The organism is Nocardioides sp. GY 10127 (assembly GCF_004919085.1).
Taxonomy (GTDB): Bacteria; Actinomycetota; Actinomycetes; order Propionibacteriales; family Nocardioidaceae; genus Nocardioides.
Map to the genome: position 1 here is coordinate 1 of NZ_STGL01000003.1, position 14572 is coordinate 14572.

The 14572-nt window shown below is 74.0% G+C and carries 11 protein-coding genes and 2 tRNA genes; 3 read left to right on the forward strand and 10 right to left on the reverse strand.

Going from position 1 to position 14572, the window contains the following annotated elements:
* Positions 1–86: 86 nt before the first annotated feature.
* Together E8D37_RS03745 and tyrS are read right to left on the reverse strand one after the other, a co-directional pair.
* A complete protein-coding gene (locus E8D37_RS03745) occupies positions 87–1109 on the reverse strand; it encodes an alpha-hydroxy acid oxidase (protein ID WP_136568448.1) in 1023 nt (340 codons plus the stop codon).
* 1 nt (position 1110) lies between these two features.
* Positions 1111–2382, reverse strand: a complete 1272-nt coding sequence (tyrS, locus tag E8D37_RS03750) for a tyrosine--tRNA ligase (protein ID WP_136568449.1) — start codon at positions 2380–2382, stop codon at positions 1111–1113.
* Between the two features lie 261 nt (positions 2383–2643).
* Here tyrS and E8D37_RS03755 point away from each other — a divergent pair, with 261 nt between their 5' ends.
* Positions 2644–5952, forward strand: a complete 3309-nt coding sequence (locus E8D37_RS03755) for a response regulator (RefSeq protein WP_168929606.1) — start codon at positions 2644–2646, stop codon at positions 5950–5952.
* 15 nt (positions 5953–5967) lie between these two features.
* Here E8D37_RS03755 and E8D37_RS03760 read toward each other — a convergent pair whose 3' ends face one another.
* Positions 5968–6264, reverse strand: a complete 297-nt coding sequence (locus tag E8D37_RS03760; protein ID WP_136568451.1) for a DUF3099 domain-containing protein — start codon at positions 6262–6264, stop codon at positions 5968–5970.
* A 169-nt stretch (positions 6265–6433) separates the two neighbouring features.
* On the opposite strand from E8D37_RS03760, the gene E8D37_RS03765 reads away from it, so the two are divergent.
* Positions 6434–6946, forward strand: coding sequence for a hypothetical protein (locus E8D37_RS03765; RefSeq protein WP_136568452.1), 513 nt, complete (start codon positions 6434–6436; stop codon positions 6944–6946).
* Between the two features lie 59 nt (positions 6947–7005).
* On the opposite strand, the gene E8D37_RS03770 is transcribed toward E8D37_RS03765, so the two are convergent.
* The 3 genes from E8D37_RS03770 to E8D37_RS03780 all read right to left on the reverse strand — a co-directional run bounded on the left by E8D37_RS03770 (position 7006) and on the right by E8D37_RS03780 (position 9793).
* Complete coding sequence (locus tag E8D37_RS03770) at positions 7006–7590, reverse strand: TetR family transcriptional regulator (protein ID WP_206055558.1); 585 nt, start codon at positions 7588–7590, stop codon at positions 7006–7008.
* A gap of 26 nt (positions 7591–7616) precedes the next feature.
* Positions 7617–8717, reverse strand: a complete 1101-nt coding sequence (locus E8D37_RS03775) for an NAD(P)-dependent alcohol dehydrogenase (protein ID WP_136568454.1) — start codon at positions 8715–8717, stop codon at positions 7617–7619.
* Between the two features lie 197 nt (positions 8718–8914).
* Positions 8915–9793 carry a site-specific DNA-methyltransferase gene (locus tag E8D37_RS03780; protein WP_206055559.1) on the reverse strand — a complete coding sequence of 293 codons (879 nt, stop codon included), beginning with the start codon at positions 9791–9793 and terminating at the stop codon, positions 8915–8917.
* Positions 9794–10008: 215 nt separating this feature from the next.
* Between E8D37_RS03780 and E8D37_RS03785 the strand changes: the two genes are divergently transcribed.
* A complete protein-coding gene (locus E8D37_RS03785; RefSeq protein WP_136568455.1) occupies positions 10009–11682 on the forward strand; it encodes a methyl-accepting chemotaxis protein in 1674 nt (557 codons plus the stop codon).
* 67 nt (positions 11683–11749) lie between these two features.
* On the opposite strand, the gene E8D37_RS03790 is transcribed toward E8D37_RS03785, so the two are convergent.
* The 4 genes from E8D37_RS03790 to dnaG all read right to left on the reverse strand — a co-directional run bounded on the left by E8D37_RS03790 (position 11750) and on the right by dnaG (position 14528).
* Positions 11750–11823, reverse strand: a tRNA-Ile gene (locus tag E8D37_RS03790).
* Positions 11824–11971: 148 nt separating this feature from the next.
* Positions 11972–12047 (reverse strand) — tRNA-Asn (locus E8D37_RS03795).
* A 76-nt stretch (positions 12048–12123) separates the two neighbouring features.
* Positions 12124–12627, reverse strand: a complete 504-nt coding sequence (locus E8D37_RS03800) for a hypothetical protein (RefSeq protein WP_136568456.1) — start codon at positions 12625–12627, stop codon at positions 12124–12126.
* Positions 12624–14528 (reverse strand): DNA primase, encoded by a 1905-nt coding sequence (dnaG, locus tag E8D37_RS03805; RefSeq protein ID WP_136568457.1) that lies wholly within the window; start codon positions 14526–14528, stop codon positions 12624–12626. The genes E8D37_RS03800 and dnaG overlap by 4 nt, the downstream gene beginning before the upstream one ends.
* Positions 14529–14572 lie beyond the last annotated feature (44 nt).

The following is a 14572-nucleotide window of genomic DNA, read 5'->3' on the forward strand; positions in this document are numbered from 1 at the left end:
GACCCCACCCCACCACCACACAAATCCACACCACCACCCACACAAAACCCCAGGTCAACGGCCTGGGCTCGGGGCGGTGGTCGACCTCAGGAGGGCGCGAGGAGACCGCGGGCCTCCCTCGGAAGGCGCGCGCCGCACAGTCGGAGCGCCTCCTCGACCTCGGCAGCGAGGTGGGTGTGCATGCGGCTCACGCCCTCCTCCCCCTGCGTCAGGGCCTGGACAGGCAGCCGGCCCAGGAAGGCGGCGTCGGCGCCGGCGGCCAGGGCGGTCACGACGTCGAGGCCGGAGCGGATGCCGCCGTCCACGTAGACCTCGCACCCGTCACCCACCGCCTCGCGGACGAGGGGCAGAGCCGTCGCGGTGCTGACGGCCCGGTCGAGCTGTCGTCCCCCGTGGGTCGACACCCACACGGCGGAGGCCCCCGCGTGGACGCACCGGACCGCGTCGTCCGGGCGGAGGACGCCCTTGACCACGACGGGGAGCCCGGTGCGCCGGGCGAGCCAGTCGATGTCCGCCGGCCCGAGGTCGCGCGCCTTCTCGGCGCCGGGCTGGTCGGCGAAGCCGGGCTCGAAGTTCACGTGCGCGGAGCCGGGGGGCACGACGTCCCACACCGAGGCACCGCGCGGCGACCAGGAGGCGACCACAGGAGTGTCGACCGTGAGGACGACGCCCCGTGCCCCGTGGGCGACGGCCGACTCCAGCAGCGGCAGGGCCAGGGTGCGGTCGGCCGGGAGGTAGACCTGGAGCCACCACGCCACGTCCGTGGCTGCGATGTCGGAGAACAGCGTGCCGGTGTTGCTGGAGACGGTCATGACCGCCCCGGCCGCGGCACAGGCCCGCGCGGTCCCCAGGTCGCCGTCGGGGTGGACGGCGACCTGGAGCGAGGTGGGGGCCACGCCCCAGCACCGGGCCTCGGTGCCGAGGAGCGTCGTGGAGACCGAGACCTGTGTGACCTCACGCAGGACCCGGGGCCACAGGCGGAGCGAGCCCCAGGCGGGGCCGGACTCGGCGAGGGTCGCTCCCCCGCCCGAGCCGTGGGCGACGTAGTCCCACACCTCGGGGGTCATCGCCCCCCGGGCGTGCTCGGCCACGCGCTCCTGCCAGGTCACCTCAGACGACCTCCACGCCCTTGAAGCTCTTCTTGCCGCGACGCAGCACGAGCCACGTCCCGCCGATGAGGTCCGACTCCCCCGGCACGGCGTCGGGGTCCGTCACGCGCACGTTGTTCAGGTACGCGCCGCCCTCCTTGACCGCGCGGCGGGCCTCGTTGCGGCTCGCCACGAGGCCGGCGGTGACGAAGAGGTCGACGATCCCGGGCAGCTCGGCCGCCGGGACCTGGACGCTGCCCGCCTCCCGGAGCGCGGCGCCGAGCGTGTCGGCGGAGAGGCCGGTCATCTCCCCGCCGCCGAAGAGGGCGGCCGACGCCTCCTGGATGCGTGCAGTCTCGTCGGCGCCGTGGACGAGGGTGGTCATGACCTCGGCCAGCTTCTTCTGGCCGGTGCGCAGGAACGGCTTCTCGGCCGTCAGCGCCTCGATCTCCTCGATCTCCTCCCGCGGCAGGAACGTGAAGACGCGCAGGAGCTCCCCGACCTTCTCGTCCTCGGCGTTGAGCCAGAACTGGAAGAACGCGTACGGCGACAGCATCGTCGGGTCGAGCCAGAGGGCCCCGCCCTCGGTCTTGCCGTACTTCGTGCCGTCCGCCTTGGTGATGAGCGGGGTCGCGAACGCGTGCGCCGCGCCGCCCTCGGCGCGCCGGATCAGCTCGGCGCCGCCGGTGATGTTGCCCCACTGGTCCGAGCCGCCGAACTGGAGCGAGACCCCGTGGGTGCGGAAGAGGTTGAGGAAGTCCATGGACTGCAGCAGCACGTAGGAGAACTCCGTGTAGCTGATCCCGCCGGCCTCGAGACGGCGCTTCACCGTCTCCCGGGCGAGCATCCGGTTGACCGGGAAGTGCTTGCCGATGTCGCGCAGGAAGTCGATGGTCGACAGGTTCTGCGTCCAGTCGAGGTTGTTGACCATCGTCGCGGCGTTCTCGCCCTCGAAGGAGAGGAAGGGCTCGATCTGGGCCCGGACCTTGGCCTCCCACTCGCGCACCGTCTCGTTCGAGTTGAGCGTGCGCTCACCGGAGTCGCGCGGGTCACCGATCATGCCGGTGGCGCCGCCGACGAGGACGAACGGCGTGTGGCCCGCGCGCTGGAGGCGCATGGCCGTCACGATCTGGAGCAGGTTCCCCATGTGCAGGCTCGGCGCGGTCGGGTCGAAGCCCACGTAGTACCGGACGCTCCCGGACGACAGCGCCTCGCGCAGCGCGTCGATGTCCGTCGAGTGCGCGATGAGTCCGCGCCACTCGAGGTCGTCGAGGAGGGTCTGGTCGATGGGCACGTCGGCCCCTTCCGTCTCGGGTCCGGACCGCAGCCCGGAGGTGGTTCCGCCGACTCGGGTCGCGGGCGACCCGGCGGGCGCGACGCCGTGCGGCGCCGCGTCCAAGCCTGCCTCATGGGGGCCGCGGGTCCGCAAGCGAGCCCGCGTGTCCGGCGCCCGCGGGCCCACCCGTCCGGTGCCCACCCCCTCCGGCCTGTGACTTTCCCTTCCGGAGGGCCCCGCCACCTCGTAGTCTGCGCGGGCACGGGAGGAAGGTGCGCGATGGAGCTGGCGGGGCTGTACCGCGACGTGGTCGAGGGATCGCCCAACGGGATCTGGGTGGTCGACCTCGACGACCGCACCCTCTACGCCAACCCGGCGATGGCCGCGATGGCGGGGGTTCCTCGGGAGCGCCTGACGAGCGCCTCCGTGGCGGACTTCCTGGACGCGGAGGGTCAGGAGCAGTACCGGTCCCACCTGGCCCAGCGCCGGTCGCACGGGCTCGAGGCGGGGGCCGTCGAGGTGCGGCTCCAGCGGCCCGACGGCACGGAGCTGTGGTGCCTGGTCCGGGAGCGTCCCTACCGCGAGGGCGACGGGCCCGTGCTCGGCGTCATCTCGACCTTCACCGACATCACCGAGCGCCGGGCCGTGCTCGCCAGGCTCGAGGCGTCCCAGAGCGAGATGGCGGAGGCCCAGAGCATCGCGCGCGTCGGCTCGTGGGAGCTCGACCTCGCCACCGGCGCGATGCTGGGCTCCGACCAGCTGGACGCGATGTACGGCCTCGACTCCTCCGAGGGCCCGTGGACCCCGGCCAGGTTCCTGGGCATCGTGCACCCGCGCGACCGCCAGTCGGTGCAGCTGGCGCTGGAGGACCTGGTGGAGCGGGGCGTCGCGATGGACGTCACCGCGCGGGTGGAGGTCCGGGGTGCCTGGCAGTGGACCCGGGGGCGGGGCGTGGCCGAGCGCGACGACGCGGGCGCGGTCACCCACGTCCGGGGCACGTTGCAGGACGTCACCGAGGTGGTCCGGACGCAGGGCGCCCTCCGCTCCCAGGTGGCCACCAACGACGTCATGCACATCGTCTCCAGCGCCGCCAACCAGGCCGAGTCGCTCGCGGACCTCCTCGACCTCGTCCCCGTGACCGCGCTGCCGCCCTCGTGGCTCGGTGCCCACGCGTACGCGGTCGTGGACGGCACCGTGCACCCGCTCCCGACCGGGGCCGCCGGTCCCGAGGCCGAGCGGCTGGCACCTCTGGCGCAGCGCACGCTCGTCCTCCAGCGTCGCACGTGGGCCGAGGACGGCACCGCCCTGGCCTTCCCCGTCGGCGAGGCCGACGACGTGCGGGCGGTGGTCGTCATGCGCGCCACCGAGCCCGTGACCGACCGCGGGCTGGTCGAGGGCCTGGTCGACCACGTGGCCGACCAGCTCTCGCGCGTCGCGTGGCGGGAGCGGACGGTCGCCGAGCTCGCCGAGGCCAGGGACGCCGCGATGGAGGCGTCCCGGATGAAGTCGGACTTCCTCGCGACGATGAGCCACGAGATCCGGACGCCGCTCAACGGCGTCATCGGGCTCAACGACCTGCTGCTGCGCACCGCCCTGACCGCCGACCAGCAGCGGCTGGCCACCGGCGTCCAGGTCGCCAGCCGGGCGCTCCTCGGGGTCATCAACGACATCCTGGACTTCTCCAAGATCGAGGCGGGCCGGCTCGAGCTGGAGAGCATCGACTTCGAGGTCCGACCGGTCTTCGACCAGGTCGCCGGCGTCCTCGGCGAGGCGGCGCGCTCCAAGGGCGTCGAGCTCGTCCTCTCGTGCGCCCCCGACGTGCCGCGCGTCGTCGCGGGCGACCCGACCCGCATCGCGCAGGTGCTGACCAACCTCGTCTCCAACGCCGTGAAGTTCACGGCCGAGGGCGAGGTGGTCGTGCGGGCGACGAGCGAGGACGTCCCCCCGAGCGGTGACGGCGACGACCCGCGCGGTGGCGGGGGGACGCGGCTCCACGTGAGCGTCAGCGACACGGGCGTCGGGGTCGACCCGGCGCGGGCCGAGGCCCTCTTCGATCCCTTCACCCAGGCCGACGCCTCCACCACCCGGACGTTCGGAGGCACGGGCCTCGGGCTGGCGATCTCCCGGGAGATCGCCGCCGCCCACGGCGGCTCCATCGGGTTCCGGCCCCGGCCCGGCGGCGGCTCGGAGTTCTTCTTCGACGTCCTGCTCGGACCGGCGCAGGGAGACCTGCCCGCCGACGCCGACGACGCCGCCCGACGGCTCCTCGGCGGGCTGCGGATGCTCGTCGTGGACGACCACGACCACAACCGCCTCATCGTGAGCGAGCAGCTGCGCTGGTGGTCGGTCGAGGCCGAGGCCGCCGCCGACGCGGACGAGGCCGAGGCGCTCGTCGAGCGGGCCCACGCGGAGGGACGTCCCTACGCCGCGGTGCTGCTGGACATGGCCATGCCCGGTCGAGACGGCCTGACCCTGGCCCGGTCGCTGAGGCAGGACCCGGCCAACGCCGGCGTCCGCCTGCTCATGCTCACCTCGGTGACGCACCTGACCTCGACACAGGTCTCGGCCGCCGGCATCGACGACCTGCTCGTCAAGCCGGTGCTCGGCGGCGTCCTGCGTGCGACGCTCACGGACCTCCTGGGCGGTGACCGCGAGCACGAGCAGGAGCACCCTCGTGCCGAGCGCTCGGGGGCCGGACGGCGCGTCCTGGTCGTCGAGGACAACCCCGTGAACCAGATGGTGGCGGCCGGGCTGCTGGAACACCTCGGGTACGCGCACCGCACCGTGGACGACGGCGAGGCCGCCGTCGAGGCCGCAGCCGCGGAGACCTGGGACGCGATCCTCATGGACGTCCAGATGCCCGTGCTCGACGGCTACGGCGCCACGCGACGCATCCGCGCCGCCGAGGAGTCCTCGGGCCGTCCGCGCGTGCCCGTGATCGCCATGACCGCCGCGGCGGTCGAGGGCGAGCGCGAGCGCTGCCTCGAGGCGGGCATGGACGACTACCTCACCAAGCCCGTCGACCCCGCCGCGCTCGCGGGCTCCCTCGAGTCCTGGCTCGGCCCCGTCACGGCCGCACCCCCCGGCCCCTCGCAGTCCCTCCCCCAGACCCAACAGCCTCTCCCCCAGGAGGAACCACCCATGGCAGCCCAGCCGACCGAACCGCCGGCCGACGAGCTCAACGGCCCCCCGCTGTCCGACCTGGTCGACCGTCCGGAGCTCGAGGGTCTCGACCTCGCGCGCCTGGAGATGCTCCGCGACCTCGACCCGGGCTCGACGGCCTACCTCGACCGGGCCATCGGGAACTTCGCCCGCAACAGCGAGGAGGTCCTCCCCCAGCTCCGGGCCGACATCGAGGCGGGCGACGCGTCCGCGCTGCGCGCCCACGCCCACAAGCTGGCCGGCGGGGCGCTCAACCTCGGGGTCCGCCGGGCGGGCGAGTCGGTGCAGCGGATCGAGATCCTGGCCGACTCCGGCTCCGTGGAGGGCGCGCTGGCGCTCCTCGCTCCCGCGGAGGAGGCCCTGGCGCAGGCCCGGCGCTCCCTCGCCGCCTACCAGGACACGTACCGGACGACGACCGCTCCCTGAGTGCGCCGCGGGGAGTCAGGCGCGGGTGCCCGGCCCGTTCTCCCGGCCGTTCTCCGGGTGGTCCTGGGGCAGGACCGGCCTCCTGGCCGGCTGCGGCGGCGCCTCGCCGGGGCCGTCCTCGAGGTCGCTGAAGGCCCCCCAGCTGCCGACGATCACCGCCACCGGCGGCAGGACCGCCGCCACCGCGCTCATGGCGATCGCGGTCGCCGGGGAGACCAGCCGCACGAGCGTCCACGCGACGACCACCAGGGTCAGGCAGGTTCCCATGATCCAGAAGTAGGCGCGTCGGGCGCGCGGTCGGGCGGAGACCACCACGCCACCGTAGGACCAGCGGCCGGCACCGCACCGCACCCGTCCGGCGCCCCCGCCTCCTCAGGTCGGCGCCCCACGGGCCGAAGAGGGGGACAACGGCCCAGCCGTTCGTCCACCTCCACCACCCGCACCCAGCACCGTGCACCGCGGACGCCCCACAGGAGTGGCCATGAGCCCCCGACTCGAACGCATCCCCCGCCTCGGCGCGACCCGTGAGGAGGGCGGGCACTTCGGTGACCTCCCCCGTCAGCTCGTCGACCGCGGCACCACCGCGCCTCGCCAGGCCATCCAGGCCCTGCTCGCCTTCGGGCACCGCCCGCAGCAGGCGGTCGCCGTCCGCAACGACGACGGCAGCGAGTGGCTGCTGGCCGCCCTCGTGGCCGGCGGCCTCGTCGAGGTGCACGCCGACGCCCGCGAGGCCTGGTCCTTCGACACCTCCGGCGTGCCGTTCGGCGCGCGGGTCCGCGCGTCGTGGCACCCGATCGACACCATCCGCGCCGTGCACTTCACCCTCCCCGAGCTCGAGGACGGCGACGACGGGACCGCCCCGCTGCGCGGGACCTGGGTGATCCACCTGGCCGGTGGCAACACCCTCCAGCTGGACGCGCCGGACGACGAGCAGGACAACGGCGCCAGCGTCGAGGTCTTCGCGCAGGCCGTCACCGTCGCCCGCAGCCGCTGAGGACCGGGGGCCCCTGACGACCGCGGGCCCCTGACGACCGCTCGCGTGGTGGCCGGGCCTCAGGCCCGTGGCCACCACGCGGGCAGCTGCGCGTACACGGCCCTCCCCCAGGCCTCGGAGTCCGTGTCGTCGGAGAGCGCCCAGGCCTCGAGCGCCGTGGTGAAGCCGCCCGCGCAGAACGGCACGGCGGCCCAGGCCTGGTCGTCGGCGTCCAGGCCGAGGCGGGTCATGAGGCCCATGGCGTACTGCATCCGCAGCGTCCACATCGCCAGCAGCGCGCGGCGCAGGGGTGCCGAGGAGTCCGAGTCCAGACCCGCGCGGAACAGCGCGCGCTCGCGGGCCACCAGCTCGAAGGCGTCCACGAGGTTGCGCTGGAGGTGGGCCGCGAGGCCGGGCAGGTCCAGCTCGTCGGCGTCCTCGACCCCGAGCAGCGCGTCCACGTCCCCCACGAGCATGTCGGTCAGCAGCGCGGCCGGGCTGCTCACGTGGGTGTAGAAGGTCGTCCGCCGGACGCCGGACGCGCGGCACAGCTCGGCCACCGTCACCTCGTCCAGCGGACGCTCGGACAGGAGCGCCCGCAGCCCTCGCCGCAGGGCGGCGACGGTGCGGGCGCTGCGGGGGTCGCCCGTGGCGCGGAACGTCACGGGCGACATCCTCTCCCGGGGGTCGCTCACATGACCAGGACGGCCTTGACCGACACGCCGGAGGCGGTGTCGGCGATGGCCTTCTCCATGTCGGAGAACGGGTAGGTGGTGATGAGCTGGTCGAACGGGAAGTCACCGGCGCGGTAGAGGTCGAGCAGGCGCGGGATGAAGGTCTGCGGGACGGCGTCGCCCTCGATGGCGCCGACCAGCGACTTGCCGGCCGCGGAGACCAGGTTCAGCGGCAGCGTCGAGTCGGGGCGGGTCGCGCCCAGGACCGCGATCTGCGCACCGAACTGGGTGCCGGCGATCAGGTTCTGGATCACGGCCGGGACACCGGTGGTGTCGAGGCCGTACTTGGCGCCGAGGCCGCCGGTCGCGGCCTTGATCTGGTCGGCGACGTCGTCCGCCTTGCCGTTGATGGTGTGCGTGGCGCCGAGCTTCGCGGCGAACTGGAGGCGCTCCTCCAGGACGTCGACAGCGATGATCGTGGTGGCACCCGCGGCCTTCGCGGCCATGATGGCCGAGAGGCCGACCGCGCCGGTGCCGGAGACGACGATGCTCTCGCCGGCACGGACACCGAGGCTGTTGAGAACGGTGCCGGCGCCGGTCTGGATGCCGCAGCCCAGCGGGCCGACGATCTCCAGCGGCACGTCGTCGGGGACCTTGACCGCGTTGCGCGGCGAGATGATCGCGTAGGTCGCGAACGAGGACTGGCCGAAGAAGCTGCCGTGCACGTCGTTGCCGTCGGCGTCGCCGAGGGTCACCGAGCCGTCCTCGCGGGCACCGCCGAAGTTGAGCGGCATGAAGTTGAGGCAGTAGGCGGGCTTGCCCTGCTCGCAGTTGAGGCAGTGGCCGCAGGAGGTGAAGGAGGCGGCGACGCGGTCGCCCACCTCGAACCCGGTGACGCCGGACCCGACCTGCTCGACGATGCCGGCGCCCTCGTGGCCCAGGACGATCGGGAACGGCGAGGGGATCTGACCGTGCTGGACGGCGAGGTCGGTGTGGCACAGGCCGGTGGCGGTGATCTTGACCAGGATCTCGTCGGCGCGGATGTCACGCACCTCGATCTCCTTGAACTCGAAGTCGGCGTCCTGACCGGTGAGCACGGCAGCGTTGGCGGTGGTCATGGGGGTTCCCCTTCCAGGGTGTACGGCGGTCGCGGGTAGCGGCCGTGGGTCTGACGGGTGCCGGGTGCAGGTGGGTAGGCCTGGCAGTTATCGACACCCGTCGACAACTGTGCCCCGCGAATCGCGTTTCGACACCTGTCGATAACCGTGACGTGCGCGACACCGCCCGCCGAGCAGGCGCGACGGGAGACCGACCGTCAGGGAAGGACGGGGCCCGGGCCCTTGCCCGCGTCCCCGCGGCCGGGCGGGGTGTAGCCGGACTCCTCGCCGCGCAGCCGTCGCACGACCGGGTCGACGTCGCCGAGCTCGACGGCGCGCCAGTGGCGGTGCAGCCGCTCGGCCACGGCGCAGGTCGTCCCGCTGCCCGCGAAGGGGTCCACGACCAGGTCCCCGGGCTCGGTGCTGATGGTGAGCACCCGCTCCAGCAGCTTCTCGCTGAGCTGGTTGGGGCCCCGGTGCTTGGTGCTGCGGTGCCGCACCGGGCTGATGTCCGTCCACACGTCGGACAGGTTCAGGCCGTCGGGGTGCAGCTTCGCTCGGTGCCCGCCGTAGTCCTTGAGGTCGCCGCCGCAGTGGCGGCACACGGCCACCGGGACCCGGGGGCGGGTGAAGGTCCGCGGCCGGCCGAGCGTGTAGTAGAGGAGGCTGTAGTGGGCCGGGTAGAGCCGGCCCCGGATGGGCAGCCCCATCTTCAGGTCGACGGCGACCCAGTGCCGGAACATCAGGCCGGCCCCGTTCAGGACGTGGCCGAGCTCGATGTTCCACCGCGGCACGTGGAACACCCACAGCGCACCGCCCGGGCGCAGCACCCGGACGCACTCGGCCAGCCAGGCTCGGCACCACTCCAGGTAGGCCTCGTCCGGCAGGAGGTCGTCGATGCCCGCGCCGTCGGGGCGGGTCCCGTAGTCCTTGGCCAGGTTGAACGGAGGGTCGGCGAACACCGCGTCGACGGAGTCGTCGGCGAGCGTGGGGAGCCAGTCCAGGCAGTCACCCTGGTGGAGCGTCCCGAGACCGGTGGCGAGCACCTCGCGGGGAGGGCCCGTGCGCGGACCGGGCGGGTGCTCGTCCCCCACCACGCCCACCTCCTCGTCGCGCCTCCTGGCGGCGCCCGCACCCTACCGCCCGGGGCGGCCGCGACCGGCGGCCGGTCGCGGGGCCGGGCCAGGCCGACCGCGAGGCGTGAGGAATCTGTGAAACCTCCCGGGTTCCGGACCCGCGGGGGCCCGGCGGGCTCATTCGGCAGCCGGCCGCGCCGATGAAGGAGTCGAACGTCCCCTGACCAGGAGCCCACATGTCCGTGATCGTCACGTCCCCGCACGCCGCGACGGCCACCCCGACCGTCCCGGCCGTCCCGACCGAGGGGACCCACCGGCTCGCCGGCCGCCTCACGTCCGTCGTCGCGGACCTCTCGGTGCGCGCCCGCATCCTCGGGATCGTGGCGGTCGTGGCGCTGGTCGTCGCCTCGCTCGGGGCGTTCTCGTTCCGAGCGCTCGGCGTCGAGGCCGCATCGGCACGGACGCTCCAGGACGCCAGCACCGCGACCCGCGCCGCGCTGGTGGCCGACATGATGCACGACTCGATCCGGGGCGACGTCCTGCAAGTGCTGGCCAACCCTGGCAACGCGAGCGTGTTCGCCTCCGCCACCGCCGACCTGGAGGAGCACTCCGCCGAGCTCACCGCACAGCTGGACGCCGTCGTCGCCCTCGGGCTGGGGACCGGCGTCGACCAGGCCGTCGCGCAGACGCGGCCCGTCGCCGAGAGCTACCTGGCGGCCGCCACCACCTTCATGGACTCGGCGGAGCGCTCGCCCGTCGGCGCGGCGACCGCGTGGCCGGGGTTCATGACCAGCTTCAAGGAGCTCGAGGCCGCGATGCCGGCCGTCGCGGACGCCGTGCAGGCGTACGCGGACGACGTCGCGGCCCAGGTGGAGGCCGAGCAGGCCATGCGCTGGCAGGTCCTGGGCGGCGTGGCGTTCGGCCTGGCCCTCGTCACGGTGCTGGGCCTGCTCCTGGCCCGCTCGATCTCCGGCCCGCTGGCCGGCGTGCTGCACGTCGTCGAGGGGCTCGCCGAGGGCGACCTCACCCGCACCGCCGGCCTCACGCGGCGCGACGAGATCGGCCGGATGGCCACGCAGCTCGACGTCGCCACGGCAAGGCTCCGCTCCACCGTCTCCGACCTCGCGTCCTCGGCCGAGGACCTCTCCGCGGCCGCCGGTGACCTCACCGCCGTCTCCGTGCAGATGAGCGCCTCGGCGCAGAGCTCGGAGGAGAGCGCCCGCGAGGTCGCCTCCACCGCCGTCCGCATGTCCCAGGACATGGAGGTCGCCTCAGCCGCCACCGAGGAGATGACGTCGGGCATCGGTGACATCTCCCAGCAGACCGCCTCGGCGGTGAGCATCGCCGAGCAGGCCGTCGGGGTGGCCGGCGAGACCACCGCGATGGTGAGCCGGCTGGGCACGTCGTCGGCCGAGATCCAGGGCGTCGTCAACCTCATCTCCGGCATCGCCGACCAGACCAACCTGCTCGCGCTCAACGCCACCATCGAGGCGGCTCGCGCGGGCGACGCCGGCAAGGGCTTCGCCGTCGTCGCCGGGGAGGTCAAGGACCTGGCGAACCAGACGAGCTCGGCGACGGGCGACATCGCGCAGCGGGTCACCGCGATCCAGGCGGACACCGGCGGGGCCGTCGACGCCATCGACCGGATCGGGTCGATCATCGGCGAGGTCAGCGGCACCCAGCAGTCCATCGCCTCGGCGATGGAGATGCAGCGCGCGACGTCGACCGAGATCAGCCGCTACATCAGCGAGGCGGCGTCCGGCTCCAGCCGGATCGCCGGCACGGCCGAGCAGGTGGCGCGCCTGGCCGCGGACACCACCGAGGCCGCCGGGGTCACCCGCGCCTCCGCGGACCGGCTCACGGACTCCTCGCAGCGGCTGCGTGGGCTGGTGGCCGGCTTCCGGTTCTGAGGCCGCCGGCCTCTCGCCGGACCGCTCGCGGAGCGGTCGCGGGCCCGCCGCTGGGCGGCGGGCCCCGTAGGGCGTGTGGGGCTCGAACCCACGACCCAAGGATTATGAGTCCTCTGCTCTGACCGACTGAGCTAACGCCCCGCGACCGCGCCCGGGAGCGTACCCGGCGACCGTCCCGGGGCGCCCATCGGGCGTCCGTGGGGCATGCGTGGGGCACCCGGCAGGCCGACTGTCTCCGCGCGCCCGGAAAGCACCAGAGCCGCCGACCTGGTGGTCGGCGGCTCTGCGGTGGCTCCCCCGGTTGGACTCGAACCAACAACCCTCCGGTTAACAGCCGAATGCTCTGCCAATTGAGCTACAGGGGATCGCTGCCTTGCGGCGCTCGCACACCTTAGCAACGGCCTGTCACACAGCCGAAATCGAGCCCCCTCCTCGCGCCGGTCAGCGGCCCACGAGACCGCGGGCCTCGGCCAGCAGGTCCTGGGCGGCGGCACGCACCGCCGGGTCGGCGGGGTCCAGCCCGGTGTCGAACTCGACGAACCACTCGGGCTCCCCGGCCCCGGACGGCGCCCGCCGGACGACCACCCGCACGCCTCGCTCCCCGACGACCTTGCGGTGCCGCTGGAGCACGACCGAGGCGGTCACCCGCTCGCGCACGAGCTGAAGCAGACGCCCGGCGTCCACGGGGCGCCAGCGGTGGACGACGCGTTCCTCACCCCACGTCCCGACCTCGGCGACGACGAGCTCGCCGGTCTCGGCGTCCCAGTCCGCCGCCTGGACGCGCTCCCAGGCGAGGCTTGCGGTGGGGGCCTCCCCGGGCGCCCCCGCGTGCAGGGCGTTCCGGCTGCCTCCGACGAGCAGCCCGTCCTCGGTGCGGGCGACGGCCAGCAGGCGCTCCCCTCGCGGCAGGACGAGCCGCGGGGCGCGGCGGCCCAGGACGCTCACAGCGTCGCCGTCAGCCGGTCGCGCAGGGCGCGCCGGTGCTGCTCGAGGGCGGCGAGCTCGCCGAACATCCGGTTGTAGCTGTCGGGGTCGTCGACCGGGTTGGTGCGCTGGAGCCGGGACTTCACGTCGGCCACGTCGCGGGTCGCCGTCAGCTCCAGCAGCCGCAGCACGTGCTGGGCGACGTACGGGGCGTCCGGCTCCCGCATGATCGGCAGCGGCTCGACGGCGAGCGCGGAGACCAGCGCCCCGAGCTCGGGCTCGGCCACCGCGTCCCGGATGCGGGCGACCCAGCCGGCGTCGCCGACCCCGGCGCCGGGGCCCCCGAGGGAGGCGATCGCGTCCCAGACGGCCCGGTAGGCGGGGTGGAGGAAGTCCTGCCCGTCGACCTCGGAGGTCAGCCTGCCGACCACCATCGGGTGCTGGACGAACAGCTTGAGGGTCTCTCGCTCGAGGGCGAAGCGCGGGTCGCGCGGGTCCGGGCCCTGCGGACGCTCGGGCCGGGCGGGCGGCTCCTCCCCGCGTCCGTGCCGACGCGCGTCGCGCCCTGCGCCCTGACCGCCGCGCGCCGCCCCGCGGGCACCGGCGCGGCGGACCTCCGCGCGGGCGTCCTCGGGGTCGACGCCGACCATCTGGGCGAGCTCGCGGGCGAACCCCTCGACCTTCGACTTGTCGCGCACGCTCGAGACCAGGCGTGCGGCCTCCCGCAGAGCGTCCACGCGACCGTCCGCCCGGTCCAGGTCGTACTTGGACACGACGTTGCCCAGCACGAACCGGTAGAGGGGGACGCGCTTGGCGACGAGCTCGCGGACGGCCTCGTCGCCCTCCGCCATCCGCAGGTCGCACGGGTCCTTGCCGGTGGGCTCGACGGCGACGTAGGTCTGGGAGACGAAGTTCTGGTCGCCCTCGAACGCGCGCAGCGCGGCCTTCTGCCCGGCCGCGTCGCCGTCGAAGGTGAAGATGACCTCGCCGCGGAACTCCTCGTGGTCCGCCATGAACCGACGCAGCACCCGGGCGTGGTCGTCGCCGAAGGCGGTGCCGCAGGTGGCCACGGCCGTGGGGACGCCGGCCAGGTGGCAGGCCATCACGTCGGTGTAGCCCTCGACGATGACCGCCTGGCTGGCCTTGCCGATCTCGCGCCGCGCCAGGTCGATGCCGTAGAGCACCTGGGACTTCTTGTAGAGCGGGGTCTCGGCCGTGTTGAGGTACTTGGCCTCGATCCGGTCGTCGTCGTGCAGGCGTCGGGCGCCGAACCCGATGGTCTCGCCGCCCGGCTCCCGGATCGGCCAGAGCAGGCGCCCGCGGAACTTGTCGTACGGGGAGCGACCGACCGCGACGAGGCCGCCGACGGTCATCTCCTCGATGCTGAAGCCCTTCTGCTTGAGGTGGCGGTAGAGCGCCTCCCCCTCGCGCGGGGCGTAGCCGAGGCCGAAGCGGGCCGCGGCGTCCTGGTCGAACCCGCGCTCGGCGAGGAAGCGCCGCCCCACGACGCCCTCGGCGCCGGAGAGCTGGTCGGCGTACCACTCCTGGGCGACGCGGTGGGCCTCCACGAGGCGGCCGCGCTGGGGGCCGCGAGGGCGCTCGGGCTCGCCGTCGCCGTCCTCCCGCTCGAGGGTGATCCCGGACTTCTCCGCCAGCCGCTCGACGGACTCCGCGAAGGACAGCCCGTCGATCTTCATCAGGAACGAGATGACGTCCCCGCCCTCACCGCAGCCGAAGCAGTGGAAGAACCCTCGGCCCGGGTTGACGTTGAAGGACGGCGACTTCTCGTCGTGGAACGGGCACAGGCCCTTCAGCGAGCCGCCACCGGCGCGCTTGAGGGTGACGTACTGGCTGACCACGTCGTCGATGCGCGCCCGTTCGCGCACCTCGGCGATGCTCGCCTCACGGATCCGGCCTGCCACGCCGCGATCCTACGGGCGCGCCGGACGGAGCGGACGGGCGGCAC

Coding starts and splice junctions, on each gene's coding strand:
- E8D37_RS03765 (WP_136568452.1), top strand. CDS start 6,434: ATGAGCCCCCGACTCGAACGCATCCCCCGCCTCGGCGCGACCCGTGAG.
- E8D37_RS03755 (WP_168929606.1), top strand. CDS start 2,644: ATGGAGCTGGCGGGGCTGTACCGCGACGTGGTCGAGGGATCGCCCAAC.
- E8D37_RS03785 (WP_136568455.1), top strand. CDS start 10,009: ATGTCCGTGATCGTCACGTCCCCGCACGCCGCGACGGCCACCCCGACC.
- E8D37_RS03775 (WP_136568454.1), bottom strand. CDS start 8,717: ATGACCACCGCCAACGCTGCCGTGCTCACCGGTCAGGACGCCGACTTC.